At 72.2% G+C, this 13,387-nt stretch carries 12 protein-coding genes; 3 read left to right on the top strand and 9 right to left on the bottom strand.

The annotated features are described in order from the left end of the window. Positions 1–2 precede the first annotated feature (2 nt). Positions 3–1,085, bottom strand: a complete 1,083-nt coding sequence (gene tal / locus HMPREF0063_RS06435) for a transaldolase (protein ID WP_040320144.1) — start codon at positions 1,083–1,085, stop codon at positions 3–5. Next, positions 1,082–3,241: a transketolase gene (tkt, locus tag HMPREF0063_RS06430; RefSeq protein ID WP_007077844.1), complete on the bottom strand. Its 2,160-nt coding sequence runs from the start codon at positions 3,239–3,241 to the stop codon at positions 1,082–1,084. Before tkt ends, tal begins: the two co-directional genes overlap by 4 nt. Before the next feature lie 80 nt (positions 3,242–3,321). On the opposite strand from tkt, the gene HMPREF0063_RS06425 reads away from it, so the two are divergent. Then, positions 3,322–4,260, top strand: a complete 939-nt coding sequence (locus HMPREF0063_RS06425) for a heme o synthase (protein WP_007077843.1) — start codon at positions 3,322–3,324, stop codon at positions 4,258–4,260. Here the strand turns inward: HMPREF0063_RS06425 and HMPREF0063_RS15710 are convergent. Genes HMPREF0063_RS15710 through HMPREF0063_RS06405 form a run of 4 tightly spaced genes read right to left on the bottom strand, consistent with a single transcriptional unit; the run spans position 4,250 to position 7,473 of the window. After that, positions 4,250–4,900 (bottom strand): DUF6989 domain-containing protein, encoded by a 651-nt coding sequence (locus HMPREF0063_RS15710; RefSeq protein ID WP_425358305.1) that lies wholly within the window; start codon positions 4,898–4,900, stop codon positions 4,250–4,252. The genes HMPREF0063_RS06425 and HMPREF0063_RS15710 overlap by 11 nt on opposite strands. A gap of 7 nt (positions 4,901–4,907) precedes the next feature. After that, positions 4,908–5,798 carry a COX15/CtaA family protein gene (locus HMPREF0063_RS06415; RefSeq protein WP_007077842.1) on the bottom strand — a complete coding sequence of 297 codons (891 nt, stop codon included), beginning with the start codon at positions 5,796–5,798 and terminating at the stop codon, positions 4,908–4,910. Next, a complete protein-coding gene (locus tag HMPREF0063_RS06410; protein ID WP_007077841.1) occupies positions 5,789–6,562 on the bottom strand; it encodes an ABC transporter permease in 774 nt (257 codons plus the stop codon). Before HMPREF0063_RS06410 ends, HMPREF0063_RS06415 begins: the two co-directional genes overlap by 10 nt. Further along, positions 6,559–7,473, bottom strand: a complete 915-nt coding sequence (locus HMPREF0063_RS06405) for an ABC transporter ATP-binding protein (RefSeq protein WP_007077840.1) — start codon at positions 7,471–7,473, stop codon at positions 6,559–6,561. The genes HMPREF0063_RS06410 and HMPREF0063_RS06405 overlap by 4 nt, the downstream gene beginning before the upstream one ends. Positions 7,474–7,524: 51 nt before the next feature. On the opposite strand from HMPREF0063_RS06405, the gene HMPREF0063_RS06400 reads away from it, so the two are divergent. Beyond that, complete coding sequence (locus tag HMPREF0063_RS06400; protein ID WP_007077839.1) at positions 7,525–8,580, top strand: ATP-dependent DNA ligase; 1,056 nt, start codon at positions 7,525–7,527, stop codon at positions 8,578–8,580. Then, a complete protein-coding gene (locus HMPREF0063_RS06395) occupies positions 8,577–9,377 on the top strand; it encodes an oxygenase MpaB family protein (protein WP_007077838.1) in 801 nt (266 codons plus the stop codon). Before HMPREF0063_RS06400 ends, HMPREF0063_RS06395 begins: the two co-directional genes overlap by 4 nt. Here HMPREF0063_RS06395 and HMPREF0063_RS06390 read toward each other — a convergent pair. The 3 genes from HMPREF0063_RS06390 to HMPREF0063_RS06380 form a co-directional block, all read right to left on the bottom strand. Next, complete coding sequence (locus HMPREF0063_RS06390) at positions 9,374–10,810, bottom strand: alpha/beta hydrolase family protein (RefSeq protein WP_007077837.1); 1,437 nt, start codon at positions 10,808–10,810, stop codon at positions 9,374–9,376. The two genes, HMPREF0063_RS06395 and HMPREF0063_RS06390, sit on opposite strands and share 4 nt — an antisense overlap. A 159-nt stretch (positions 10,811–10,969) precedes the next feature. Further along, positions 10,970–12,262 carry an HNH endonuclease gene (locus HMPREF0063_RS06385; RefSeq protein ID WP_007077835.1) on the bottom strand — a complete coding sequence of 431 codons (1,293 nt, stop codon included), beginning with the start codon at positions 12,260–12,262 and terminating at the stop codon, positions 10,970–10,972. A 70-nt stretch (positions 12,263–12,332) separates the two neighbouring features. Continuing rightward, positions 12,333–13,385: a DNA polymerase domain-containing protein gene (locus HMPREF0063_RS06380; protein ID WP_007077834.1), complete on the bottom strand. Its 1,053-nt coding sequence runs from the start codon at positions 13,383–13,385 to the stop codon at positions 12,333–12,335. Positions 13,386–13,387 lie beyond the last annotated feature (2 nt).

The raw sequence follows: 13,387 nt of genomic DNA, 5'->3' as shown, positions 1-13,387 counted from the left end.
GGTCAGGCCTTCTCGAGAGCGACCCGGACGGTCTCGACCAGCTCGTCCCAGGAGTCGTCGAACTTCTGCAGCCCCTCGGTCTCGAGCCGGCGCACGACGTCGTCGTAGGAGATGTCGGCCGCCTCGAGGGCGTCGATGACGGCGCGAGCCTCCGCGGCCCGACCGCTGACGGTGTCGCCCTCGACCTCGCCGTGGTCCGCGAACGCGAGCAGGGTCTTCTCGGGCATCGTGTTGACGGTGTCCGCGACGACGAGCTCGGAGACGTAGAGCGTGTCGGGGTAGGCGGTGTCCTTGACGCCGGTGGAGGCCCACAGCGGACGCTGCGGGTTGGCTCCGGCGAGCGCGGCGAACCGCTCGCCCCCGAACACCTCCTGGTAGGCGGCGTACGCGAGACGGGCGTTGGCGAGCGCCGCACGGCCCCTCAGCTCACTGCCCTCGGGCAGCTGCGGATCGACGTCGCTGTCGACGCGGCTGACGAAGAAGGACGCCACCGAGTGGATGCCCGAGAGGTCGCGACCCTCGGCCGCCGCCTGCTCCAGCCCGTAGAGGTACGCGTCCATGACCTTGCGGTACCGGTCGAGGGAGAAGATCAGCGTCACGTTCACGCTGATGCCCTGGGCGATGGCCGCCGCGATCGCGGGCAGCCCCTCCTCGGTGGCGGGGATCTTGATCAGCAGGTTGGGCCGGTCGACGCGGTCCCACAGGCGGCGGGCCATCGCCACGGTCGCCTCGCTGTCGCGCGCGAGGGCCGGCTCGACCTCGATCGAGACCCGGCCGTCCACGCCGCCGGTGGCCCCGTGGACCGGAGCCAGCACGTCGCAGGCCTGCTGCACGTCGGTGGTGGTGAGCTCGAAGATGGTCTCGTCGACCGAGGCACCGGACGCCTTCAGCTCGGCGACCTGTGCCGCGTAGCGCTCACCGTCGGCCAGTGCCGCGGCGAAGATGGTCGGGTTGGTGGTCACGCCGACCACGCAGTGCTCCTCGACGAGTCGAGCCAGGTTGCCGGAGGCCAGCCGCTCGCGCGACAGGTCGTCGAGCCAGATCGAGACGCCGGCGTCGGACAGGGCCTTCATTCGTGCGTTCATGGTGCTCCTTGCTCCGCGAGAGGCGCGGTGGGTCGGGCGAAGAACGGGACGCCCCCGGTGTGCTGGGCGGCGCTGATGGAGTCGTGGGCGGCGGCCGCCACTGCGGACGCCGTGATCCCGAACTCGTCGTAGAGCCGGGCGAAGTCGGCGGAGGCGCCGAAGTGCTCGAGGCTGATGATGCGGCCGGCGTCCCCCACGACGTCGCGCCAGCCGAGGGACACCCCGGCCTCGACGGCGACGCGTGCACGGACCTGCGGGGGGATCACGCTGTCGCGGTACCCCGCGTCCTGCCGCTCGAACCACTCACGGCACGGCATCGAGACCACCCTGGCCGAGACGCCCTCGGCGGCCAGCAGGCCGCGGGCCTCGACGGCCAGCTGGACCTCGGACCCGGTGGCGACCAGCACGACATCGGGATCGTCGGCGTCCAGCAGCACGTAGGCGCCCCGGGCGGTCAGGGACGCATCGCCCCACGTCTCGCCGTCGGCGTCGCCGCGGGGGAAGACCGGCAGGTTCTGGCGGCTCAGGGCCAGGGCGGCCGGACGCTCGGTCTGCTCCACGACGGCCTGCCAGGCCGCGACCGTCTCGTTGGCGTCGGCGGGACGCACGACGTCGAGGCCGGGGATCGCTCGCAGCGACGCCAGGTGCTCGACCGGCTGGTGGGTCGGTCCGTCCTCGCCGAGCCCGATGGAGTCGTGGGTCCAGACGTAGGTGACCGGCAGCTGCTGGAGCGCGGCCAGCCGGACGGCCGGCCGCATGTAGTCGCTGAACACCAGGAAGGTGCCGCCGTAGGGGCGGGTCGGGCCGTGCAGGGCGATGCCGTTCAGGATCGAGCCCATCGCGTGCTCGCGGATGCCGAAGTGCAGGACCCGGCCGTACCAGTCGCCCTGGAACTTGCCGGTGGACCGCTCGGGCGGCAGGAACGAGGGCTGGCCCTTCGGGGTGGTGTTGTTGGAGCCGGCGAGGTCGGCCGAGCCACCCCACAGCTCGGGCAGGACCGGCGCCAGCGCACTCAGCACGTCACCGGACGCGACGCGGGTGGCCACGCCCTTCTCGCTCGCCTCGTACGTGGGCAGGGCGTCGGTCCAGCCGTCGGGGAGCCGGCGGGCTGTCAGCCGGTCGTACAGCTCGGCCTGCTCGGGCGACGCCGCCCGCCAGGCACCGAACTGCTCGTCCCACGCGGCGTGTGCCGCGGCGCCCCGGTCGCGGGCCGACCGGGTGTGCGCGATGACGTCGTCCTCGACGACGAACGACCGGTCCGCTGGGAACCCGAGCAGCTCCTTGGTGGCGGCGATCTCGTCGTCGCCGAGGGCCGAGCCGTGCGAGCCGCCGGTGTTCTGGGCGTTCGGTGCCGGCCACGCGATGATCGTGCGCAGGACGATCAGGCTCGGCCGGTGGGTCTCGGCGGCCGCTGCGGCGTAGGCGTCCCAGAGGGCCTGGACGTCCTCGGCGTAGCCGTCGGCGCCGCCGGTCCAGTCGACGGTCTGCACGTGCCAGCCGTAGGCCTCGTGGCGGGCGGCGACGTCCTCGCTGAAGGCGACGTCGGTGTCGTCCTCGATCGAGATCTTGTTGTCGTCGTACAGCACCGTGAGGTTGCCGAGCTGCTGGTGGCCGGCCAACGAGGCAGCCTCGCCCGAGACGCCCTCCTGGACGTCGCCGTCGGAGGCGATGACGTAGACCCGGTGGTCGAAGGGGCTCTCCTGCGACTCCGGGTCGTACAGACCGCGTTCGCGGCGAGCGGCCATCGCCATGCCGACCGCGTTGGCGATGCCCTGGCCCAGGGGACCGGTGGTGACCTCGACGCCGGGGGTGTGGTGCACCTCGGGGTGGCCGGGCGTCTGGGCGCCCCAGGTACGCAGGCTCTTGAGGTCGTCCAGCCCCATCGGGTAGCCGGCCAGGTACAGCTGCACGTACTGGGTGAGGCTGGAGTGACCGCACGACAGCACGAACCGGTCACGTCCCGCCCAGTGCGGATCGGCCGGGTCGTGGCGCATGACCTTCTGGTAGAGCAGGTAGGCCGCGGGAGCCAGGCTCATGGCGGTGCCGGGGTGGCCGTTGCCGACCTTCTGCACGGCGTCCGCGGCCAGGAGACGGGCGGTGTCGACGGCGCGTGCGTCGAGCTCGGACCAATCGAGGACAGCGGGGACAGACGACACTCAGGACTCCTGGGGAATGGGGAGCGTCACCCGGAGCGGGCGACTCCGACGACTCGAGCCTACTCGCGTGGCTTAGACTGGTGCACGTGAGTCTCGTCGAGCCCGAAGCGGCAGCCTCCGGTACCGACCGGCCGCAGGCCAAGGACATCGTCCTGTCGTACGTGGCGCTGATGAAGCCCCGCATCATCGAGCTGCTCCTGCTGACCACCGTCCCGGTGATGTTCCTCGCCGCGCAGGGCGTGCCGCCGCTGTGGCTCGTCGTCGCCACCATCGTCGGCGGCACCCTCTCCGCAGGCAGCGCCAACGCGCTCAACTGCGTGGTGGACGCCGACATCGACACCAAGATGCGCCGCACGGCCCGGCGGCCGCTGCCGCGCCACCAGGTCACGACCCGGCGGGCGCTGATCTTCGGACTGGTCCTCGGCGTGGTCTCGACGCTCTGGCTCGGGCTGCTGGTCAACTGGCTCTCCGCCGCGCTCGCCCTGACCGCCAACGTCTTCTACGTCGTCGGCTACACCATGATCCTCAAGCGCCGGACCTCGCAGAACATCGTCTGGGGCGGCGCGGCCGGCTGCTTCCCGGCCCTCATCGGCTGGACCGCCGTCACCAACGAGCTCGCGTGGGCGCCGGTCGTGCTGTTCCTGGTGGTGTTCTTCTGGACGCCTCCACACTTCTGGTCGTTGGCCATGAGGTACCGCGAGGACTACTCCGCCGCCTCGGTGCCGATGCTCCCGTCGGTCACGACCTCTCGCGAGGTCGGCCGGCAGATCGTCATCTACTCCTACGTCATGGTGGCCACCTCGCTGGCCCTGTGGCCGGTGGCCGGCACCGGGTGGTTCTACCCCGCCGTCGCGACCGTGCTCGGCATCGTCTTCCTGGTCGAGGCGCACGACCTGTCGTCGCGCGCCAAGGACACCGAGGACCTCAGCATCATCAAGCCGATGCGGCTCTTCCACTTCTCCAACGCCTACCTGGCGCTGTTGTTCGTCGCCGCGGCGGTCGACCCGTTCATCGGGTGAGGCTGTACCCCGCCACGTCGATCAGGAAGTACGCCGTCACCAGCGCCCCGAGGTAGAAGGTCGACACGGCGGCGGCCACGGCGATCCGCGCCGCGACGGCTGCTGTCCGCGTGGCGTTGAAGGCCACGGCGGTCGCCCACGCGAGGGCGGCCTCGGCCGGCAGGACGTAGATCGCGATGCCGGCGACGCGCGTGGTGTCGCCGATCGGCTCCCAGAGACCGAGCGTCGGAGCAGCGAACTCCGCTCCGGCGAAGACCAGCACGGCGAACAGCGCCGACCGCCCCGGCCGCGCGCCGGCGAGAGCGAGCGCGATGAACAGGGGAGCGACCCACATGCCCGCCATCGCCAGCGGGATGACGTCGTCGACGCGCAGGCCGCCCGTGTCGGGGAACGCGAGGATCCCGAGCACGTCGGCGAGCACCCAGTCCGGCACGACCTGGAACACCGACACGCCCGCGAGGAACAGGGCCAGGGCCTGCAGCTCCGGCCGGCCGTCACGGTGGGCCGCGAGCGGGAGCAGCACGACGTAGGCGACGACGCAGCCGAGGACTCCCCAGCCCTTCGCAGGGGCGTCCAGCGACAGCACCACCCCGCCGGCGGCGAAGAACAGGACGTGCAGGGCGAGGACGGTGCGAGGCATCACGCCGTCACGCTAGCGCCCTGGCACCTGCCTCGCTGCGCACTCCGGCCATCAGCCTCGTCGCGGCGGCGACGAGCACGGCTGCCCCGACGAGATGGGCCGCCACGAGCGCGACGGGCAGGTCGGTGAGGTACTGCACGTAGCCGATCGCGCCCTGGGCGAGCTCGACCGCGAGCAGCACGATCGCGGCTCGGCGGGCGGCCGTGGACCACACCGCCCGGACCACCAGCACCGTCACGAGGACCAGCGCCCACACCGACAGCGCGTGCAGACGGCTCCAGGCCGCCGGGTCGAGACCGTTGCGGGGCGAGTCGGCATCGCCGGCGTGCGGGCCGCTGCCGGTGACGACGGTCCCGAGGTAGACCGCGACCCACATCAGCACGACGGCGAGGACGACGAGCCGGTGGGCGCTGACCGGCACGCGGGTGCGGTCCTCCCCACGGACCCACCCGACCAGCACCGTGGAGGCGGTCACGAGACCCAGCGACAGGATCAGGTGCAGCGACACGATCCACGGATTGAGGTTGGTCAGCACGGTGATGCCGCCGATGACGCCCTGGAACGGGATGCCGAGGGCCATCACGAGGACGAGCCGTCGCATCGCCGGGGTCGATCCGGCCCAGCGCACCACGGCGACGAAGGTGGCCACGGCGACGGCGATCAGCACGTAGGTGAGCAGCCGGTTGCCGAACTCGATGATGCCGTGGATGCCCAGCTCACCCTGGGGCACGAAGGAGTCCTCGGTGCACCTCGGCCAGGTCGGGCAGCCCAGACCGGATCCGGTCAGGCGCACGAGTCCACCGGTGAGGATGATGACGGTGTTCGCGACCAGGGACGCCCACGCCCACCCGAGGACGAAGGCGCGGTCCGGGGCACGGAACCGGGCGATCACTCCCATCGGAACGTCCGGGAGGTGACGGCGCCGGCGACCAGCGCCCAGACGGCGAGGACCACGACCGGGGCGACGCCCACGCCGTCACCGGCGAAGGCGTCCCGCAGGCCCTGGCCGAGGGCACCCGACGGCAGCAGCTCGAGTCCGCGCTGCACCCCCTCGGGGTAGCGCGACAGCGGGACGATCAGTCCGCCGCCGACCAGCAGCAGGATGTAGACGAGGTTGGCAAGGGCGAGGGTGGCCTCGGCCCGCAGCGTGCCCGCGATCAGGAGGCCCAAGGCGCCGAAGGCCGCCGTGCCGAGCCCCGCCAGGGCGAGCAGCCACAGCCAGGCCGTGGCTCCGCCCTCCGGCTGCCAGCCCAGCGCGAGGGCGGCACCGACGAGCACCACGAGCTGCACCAGCTCCACCACCACGACCGCGAGGACCTTGGCGACGAGCAACCCCGAGCGCGGCAGGGGAGAGGCGCCGAGCCGCTTCAGCACCCCGTACCGGCGGTCGAACCCCGTGCTGATCGCCAGTGACGTGAACGAGGTCGAGAGCACCGCCAGGGCGAGCACACCGGGCGCGATGATGTCGATCGTGCGCCCCTCGCCGAGGTCGACGATGCTGCCGGCGCGGGTGCCCATGACGAGCAGCAGCAGGGGGATCACGAGGGTGACGAGGATCTGCTCGCCGTTGCGAGCCAGCAGCCGCAGCTCCATGGCGGTCTGCGACCGCACCATGGCGCGGGTGGAGGCCGCGCCGGGCCGCGGCGACAGGTCGAGGCTCATCGCAGGGTCCTCCCGGTGAGGTCGAGGAACCGGTCCTCGAGGGTCTGACGCTCCACCAGCACCGACTCCGCCAGGACGTGGTGGCTCGCGCACCAGGCGGTGAGCGTCGCCAGCAGCGCGGGGTCGACCTCACCGGTGAGGACGTAGGCGCCGGGCGCACGCTCCTCGACCTTGGTGTCGGCCGGCAGGGCCGCCATGAGACTGATGACGTCCAGGCCCGCCCGGGCCCGGAAGCGGATGGTGTTGCCGGCGCCGGTCGCGGCGAGCTCGGCCGGGGTGCCCGAGGCGATGACCCGGCCGGCGTCGACGATGTGGACCTGGTCGGACAACGCCTCGGCCTCGTCCATGAAGTGGGTCGTGAGGACCGTCGTGACGCCGCTCGCCCGCAGCTCCTCGATGAGCTCCCAGGTGGCGCGCCGTGCCTGGGGATCGAGCCCCGCCGTCGGTTCGTCGAGGAACACGAGCTCCGGTCGCCCGACGACGGCCATCGCGAGGCTCAACCGCTGCTGCTGTCCGCCGGACATCCGGCGGTACGGCGTGGACCCGCAGGCTGCCAGGCCGAGGCGCTCCACGAGCGGGTCGACGGCCAGCGGGTGCGCGTGCAAGGAGGCGACGTGGGCCAGCATCTCCCGCGCACGGACCCCCGACCAGGCACCGCCGGCCTGCAGCATCACGCCGATGCGGGGACGGAGCTCGGCGGAGCCGGGGGTACAGCCGAGCACGCTCACGCGCCCCTGCTGCGGACGGCGGAACCCTTCACAGGTCTCGATGGTCGTGGTCTTGCCGGCTCCGTTGGGTCCCAGGATCGCCGTGACGGTCCCGGCGGCGACGGTGAGGTCCAGTCCGTCGACGGCGGTGACGCCGCGGTAGCGCATCACGAGACCGGAGATCTCGACGGCAGGGGCTGACACCCCGACATTCTAGGCGTGACGTGCACGGGCTCGCCTCCTAGGCTGACCTGCATGGACCTTCCGGTGATGCCACCGCTCGTGCCGATGCTCGCCAAGTCGGCCGCGCGGGTGCCCGGCGGTGATGCCGGCATGCTGTTCGAGCCCAAGTGGGACGGCTTCCGGTGTCTGGTGTTCCGTGACGGCGACGAGGTCGAGCTCGCCAGCCGTTCGACCAAGTCGCTCGCGCGGTACTTCCCCGACGTCGTGCAGGCGGTGCTGCGCCAGCTGCCGGAGCGCTGCGTGGTGGACGCCGAGATCGTGGTCGCCGTCGGTGACCGGCTCGACTTCGACACTCTGAGCGCCCGGATCCACCCGGCGGCCAGCCGCGTGGACCACCTCGCCGAGCAGACGCCCGCCCGTCTGGTCGTGTTCGACCTGCTCGCGCTCGGCGACGAGTCCTTGCTCGACACCCCGCTGGCACAGCGGCGGTCGCGGCTGGAGGACGCCCTGGCCGGCGTCGGTGCGCCGGTGCACCTCACCCGCACCACGACCGACCCGGCCGAGGCCGAGCAGTGGTTCGCCGCCTTCGAGGGTGCCGGGCTCGACGGCGTCATGGCCAAGTCGCTGACCTCCGTCTACGTGCCCGGCGGCCGCACGATGATCAAGGTCAAGCACGCCCGCACCGCCGACGTGGTCGTGGCCGGCTACCGGCCGCACAAGAACTCCACCGAGGACTCGCCGCTGCTGGGCTCGATGCTGCTGGGCCTATACGCCGGCGACGGGACGCTCCGTCACGTCGGGGTGTGCGCGTCCTTCACCGCCGCCCGCCGGGCCGAGCTGGTCGAGGAGCTCGCCGGCGACGTGGTCGACCTGTCCGACCACCCGTGGGGCGATCTGGAGATGGGGCAGAACCGCTGGTCGGCCGGCAAGGACCTGTCGTTCGTGCCGTTGGCGCCGGTGCGGGTGGCCGAGGTCGGCTACGAGCACATGGAGGGCCCGGGGGACACCGCCCGCTTCCGGCACACCGCTCAGTTCAAGCGGTGGCGCCCTGATCGTGAGGCCACCTCGTGCACGTACGCCCAGCTCGAGGAGGTCGTCGGGTACCGGCTCTCCGACGTGCTGACGTGATCGGCGACCTCGACGACCTCCCGACACCCCTGCTCGCCGCCGCGGCAACCCCCTACGTCGCGGTGTCCGGCGCCGCCAACGTCGTGATGCAGCTGGCCCGCCCGGCCATCGGGTACGCGGTCAAGGACAGCGTCGTGACCGAGGGGAGCCTGTTCGGCAACCCGTCGCGACGACGACGGACGACTGTCGGGTTCCTCGCCGTCGCCGTCCACGGGTCCGCGGCCGAGCGCGCCGCGTTCCGTGCCGCGACCAACGGGTCCCACGCGCGGGTGCCGGGAGCGTTCGACCCCGAGCTCCAGCGCTGGGTGGCCGCCTGCCTCTTCCATGGCTTCGAACAGGCACGGGAGGCCGTGCACGGACCGTTGGGCTCCGACCGCGAACGGTTCTACGCCGAGGGGGCGATCTTCGGCGCGATGCTGCAGATGCCCGCCTCGTGGTGGCCGGCCGATCGCGACGCCTTCGAGGACTACTGGCGTGAGGGCCTCGCGGCGACGTCGATCGACGACCCGGTCCGCGACTACCTCCTGCGGGTCGTCCGGCTGGAGTACATCGACGGTCGGGTCCCCGCGGCCGTCGTCCGTCGCCGGCTCCACGTGACCGCCGGCTTCCTGCCCGAGCATCTGCGCCAGGAGATGCGACTGCCGTGGTCGGCGGCCGACGAGCGTCGCTTCGACCGCTTCTCCCGGCGCCTCGCCCTCGTGGTGCGCCACCTGCCTGCGGGTGCACGGGGCTTCCCGTTCACCCGGTCGATCGACGACGTGCGCCGGCGGATGGCCACCGGCGAGCCGATCTTCTAGCAGCCGACCCCGGTGAGGTCGTCGTCCAGCAGGGGACCGACGTCGATCGCCGAGCAGTAGCGGGTGCTCAGCAGGGCGTCACGCTGCAACGTCACGGGGGCCCAGCGACCCTTGCCGGTCGGCTCCAGGTAGCGGAACGACGTCGCCAGCAGGGCTTCGGCCGGCTCGTCCTTGAGCTGGTGGCCGAGCCAGGCCTGCACGTAGACGCTGGTGAGCGCCTGGCCGAACCGGCTGGCGGGCAGCACGTAGGGGATGTCGGTGTACTCCAGGTGGGTGGAGGCACGCGGCACCACCAGCAGGGCGTCCTGTCCGGCCGCCTGCCAGGCGTCGAACCCGCTGGCGCGTTCACGTCCGGGAACGGGCTGACCCGGGGCGGGCAGGAGCGTGTCGCCACCGGAGAGCGCGGCGGGGGAGACCGTGAAGCCGTACTCGGACTGGACGGCCAGGGCGGGCACCGACGGGACGGCGCCGTCTGCCTGCAGCTTGTCGAGCGCCACGACGGTCGCCACCCGCTCATCGGTGCCCTGCACCTTGGACACGGCGGACCCGCCGAGCGAGTGGCCCACGATCGCCAGCCGGGTGGTGCGGCCGGGGGTCGCGGCCGCCGGGTCGGGGCTGCTGTCGAACTGCTCCCACACGGGGTTGAAGGCGTTGACGGGTGCTCCGGCCGACGCGGGGTTGGCGTAGGGGGCGGTGGGGGTCGACAGGAAGAAGTCGATCGCGTCCTCGGTGCCCTTGACGAAGTTCGCCTCCTGCTGGAAGGGCACGCCCGGGCACCCCGTCATCTCCGTGTCCTGCGCGGGCGCCAGCGGGTTGCAGAAGGGGAAGATGCTGCCCGTGGTGTGCGGCAGGGTCTCGCTGGACCCCTGGCCCTGCACGTCGTAGACCAGGACGACGTAGCCGCGTTCGGCGAGGTCCTGGGCCAGCCAGGCGTACATGCCGGCCGAGCCCTGCACCGATCCCGGTGTCACCACGACGCCGGGGAAGGGACCGGTGAGCGGGGCTCCCGTGTACGGGTCGGTCGCGCCGGGCTTGGGCGTGTAGACGGTGCCCCGCAGCAGGGCTCCGAAGCGGTTCGTGAAGGCCACCGGGGTCGCGACCCCGCGGGTGCCGGCCCAGCCGGCCCGCAGCGGGTTGCCGACGTTCCACCCGGGGACCAGGGTGCCGGCGGTGAGCGACAGCCGGGTGGGCGTCACCGCCTGCGCCGCGAGCTGGGCGGCGGACAGCAGCCCGATCTGCCGGACGAGCGCCGGCAGGTAGTTGCCGTTGCGCAGCTGCCCACCCGGGCCGGTGATCCGGCCGTAGGCGTCGGCCATGTTGGCCAGGTCGTCGACCACCGACGGTCCGGGCGCAGGGGTCGTCGCGGCCCCCGCCTGGACGGGTGCGGCCACGAGGGCCATGGCGGTTGCGACCGCGGCGATGGTGCGTCTCACTGGGTGCCTCCCGGCGACCCTCCCGCGAGCAGGCTAATGGCTGCGTCCGTGACCGGCAACACACTGACAGGCAAGTCAGTCAGATGGGGATGGGCTCGCTCCCTATCCGGTGCCGCACACAGGCCGGCAAGCCAGCCTGTGTCCCTCCGCGTGTGCGGGCTATGCGGCGCGGGGTCTGAGTTTGAGGTGTCGGGTGTGGCGTAGTGGCCGGCGTTGGGGGTCGATCCTCGACGGGGGGATGACCTCGACGACTCCGTCGGGGGCGAGTCGCGCTGACCAGTCGTCGTCGTGCAGGAGGTGGTGGTGGACGAAGCAGAACAGGGCACCGTTGTCGACGGAGGTCTCGCCGCCCTGGCTGAACGGGGTCAGGTGGTGGGCCTCGCACCAGGCCGGTGGTCGGTCGCAGCCCTTCCAGGAGCAGCCACCGTCGCGCTTGGCCAGCGCGATGCGTTGGTAGCGGTCGTGCAGTCGTTTCGCGAGGCCGTGGTCGAGGATCCGGGAGGACCCGTCGAGCACGAGGGGGATGAGCTGCGCGTTGCACGCGAACCGGCGGGTCTGGGCGGCGGACATCTGGTCGCCGGTCGACAGGGTGGCGGTCGCGACGCGGTCGGTGAGGTTCTTGAGGTCGATGTTGACCGTGACGGTCGCGGCGAGACCGCCGGCGGTGGCCACGGCGCCGGTGGGGAGGTGCTCGATGAGCTCGCAGAACGCGTGGCCGAGGCGTTGGTCGGCCGGGCGGCGGGTGGCTGCTTCGTGGGGGTGGTCGTCGGCGGGGAGTCCGTCGCGCTGGCGGCGAGGTGCGGCGAGTCCTTCGAGGGCGGTGCGGAGCATCTGGGCTTGCGCGTCGGGCAGCTGGCCCTGGATCCGGGTCATGCCGTGGCCGGCGATCAGGAACCGCAACCGGGTGCAGTCGTACGCCCGCCGCTCCTGGGCTTCGAGCTGTCGGCCGAGGATCTCGTCGGCGCCGTCGGGGTCGATGACCTCGATGATCCGGTTCGCGAGGCGGCGCAGGTCGTCGGCCGGCAGCGCCGGTGCGTGCTCGAGCAGGACGTCCTCGGCAGCGTGGCGGGGGTCGGCGTCGATCCAGTCGGGCAGCTGGTCGACCGCCCGCAGGATGGTCCCGGCCTGCGTGGTGGACAGGTCACCGGCAGCCCACGCGGCACGGGTGCGCTCGCACTCACCCGGCGCCAGCCGCGACAACGCCACCAGGGCCGCGGCCTCACGCTTGCCCAGCCCGGTCGTCGCGGCCAGCCACGCGGTGGTCGAGGTGTGACCACCCGCGCGCGCCAGACCACGGGTCTCGGCAGCCTCCGCGAGCCGCACGGTCACCGCATCGAGCGCAGCGCGAGCACGCTGGACTTCCCGCGTCATCACCTCGACCTCGCCGTCGGACAACTGCCACGGCTCCACTGCACCGCACGAGGCGGGGAGCTGGGAGAGTGTCTCGAACATGTGTTCTATCGTACCGGGGTGCGGTCAGTCTGACAAGAGATTATTCCTCTGATCACAAGAAAAAACACACTCAATCGGAGGGCTCGGACCGAGCCTTGCTCGGCTGCACGCGTTTCGGCTCGCCCGGCATCTTGGGATACTCCGGGGGGTACGGCATCTCGGTCGGGTCCTCGCGCCACAGGTCGAGCAGGGGAGTGAGGTCGTGCGCGATGTCGTCGATCGCCGCCCAGGCATCGCCGCGTGACGCCAGCAACGCAGGAACCGTGTGCAGGGTGAACTCCCGCGGGTCGGTGAGCCCGGCCAGCTCCTGCCAGGTCACCGGCATCGACACCGGGGCGCCGGGAGCCGGTCGCAGGCTGTAGGCCGAGGCGATGGTGCGGTCGCGACAGTTCTGGTTGAAGTCGATGAACACGTTGTCGCCGCGCTCCTCCTTCCACCAGGCGGTGGTGACGCCCTCCGCCGTGCGGGCGAGCGCGCGGGCCAGACCGATCGCTGCGTGGCGCACGTCGGTGAAGGTCCAGCGGGGCTCGATGCGGACGTACACGTGGATGCCCCGCTTGCCGCTGGTCTTGGCGAACGCCGTGATGCCCAGCCCGGTCAGCAGCTCCTGCGCCACCCCCGCGACCCGGACGGCGTCGGCGAAGGTGGCGCTGCCGTGCGGGTCGAGGTCGATGCGCAGCTCGTCGGGGCGGTCGTTGTCCGTGCGGCGGGTGGGCCACGGGTGGAAGGTGATGGCGCCCATCTGCGCCGCCCAGACCGCGACGGCGATCTCGGTCACGCACATCTCGTCGGCCGGCCGGCCGGAGGGGAACAGCACGCGGGTCGGCTCGACGTACGAGGGAGCGCCCCGCATCATCCGCTTCTGGTAGAACGCGTCGCCGTGCCCGTCGGCGCGGGTGGCCATCACCATGTCCTCCCGCACGCCCTTGGGCCAGCGCTCCAGCGCCACCGGCCGGTCCTGCAGGGCCCGCATCAACCCGTCCGCCACGGCGACGTAGTACTCGGCGACCATCAGCTTGGAGACGGCGGGGGAGTCGTCGGTCGCCTCGAAGATCTCCCGGCCGGGACTCGAGACCCGGACCGCCCGTCCGCCCGCCTCGATCTCGACCGCGTCGCTCGCCATGG

It is taken from the genome of Aeromicrobium marinum DSM 15272, from assembly GCF_000160775.2.
In the GTDB taxonomy this organism is placed as follows: Bacteria; Actinomycetota; Actinomycetes; order Propionibacteriales; family Nocardioidaceae; genus Aeromicrobium; species Aeromicrobium marinum.
This window is presented reverse-complemented; position numbering and strand designations above follow the sequence as displayed.

Bases quoted from the DNA above. Each gene is read 5' to 3' on its own strand.
- HMPREF0063_RS06400 (WP_007077839.1), top strand. From the start codon at position 7,525: ATGGACCTTCCGGTGATGCCACCGCTCGTGCCGATGCTCGCCAAGTCG.
- HMPREF0063_RS06385 (WP_007077835.1), bottom strand. From the start codon at position 12,262: ATGTTCGAGACACTCTCCCAGCTCCCCGCCTCGTGCGGTGCAGTGGAG.
- HMPREF0063_RS06380 (WP_007077834.1), bottom strand. From the start codon at position 13,385: ATGGCGAGCGACGCGGTCGAGATCGAGGCGGGCGGACGGGCGGTCCGG.
- HMPREF0063_RS06410 (WP_007077841.1), bottom strand. From the start codon at position 6,562: ATGAGCCTCGACCTGTCGCCGCGGCCCGGCGCGGCCTCCACCCGCGCC.
- HMPREF0063_RS06415 (WP_007077842.1), bottom strand. From the start codon at position 5,798: ATGGGAGTGATCGCCCGGTTCCGTGCCCCGGACCGCGCCTTCGTCCTC.
- tal (WP_040320144.1), bottom strand. From the start codon at position 1,085: ATGAACGCACGAATGAAGGCCCTGTCCGACGCCGGCGTCTCGATCTGG.
- HMPREF0063_RS15710 (WP_425358305.1), bottom strand. From the start codon at position 4,900: ATGCCTCGCACCGTCCTCGCCCTGCACGTCCTGTTCTTCGCCGCCGGC.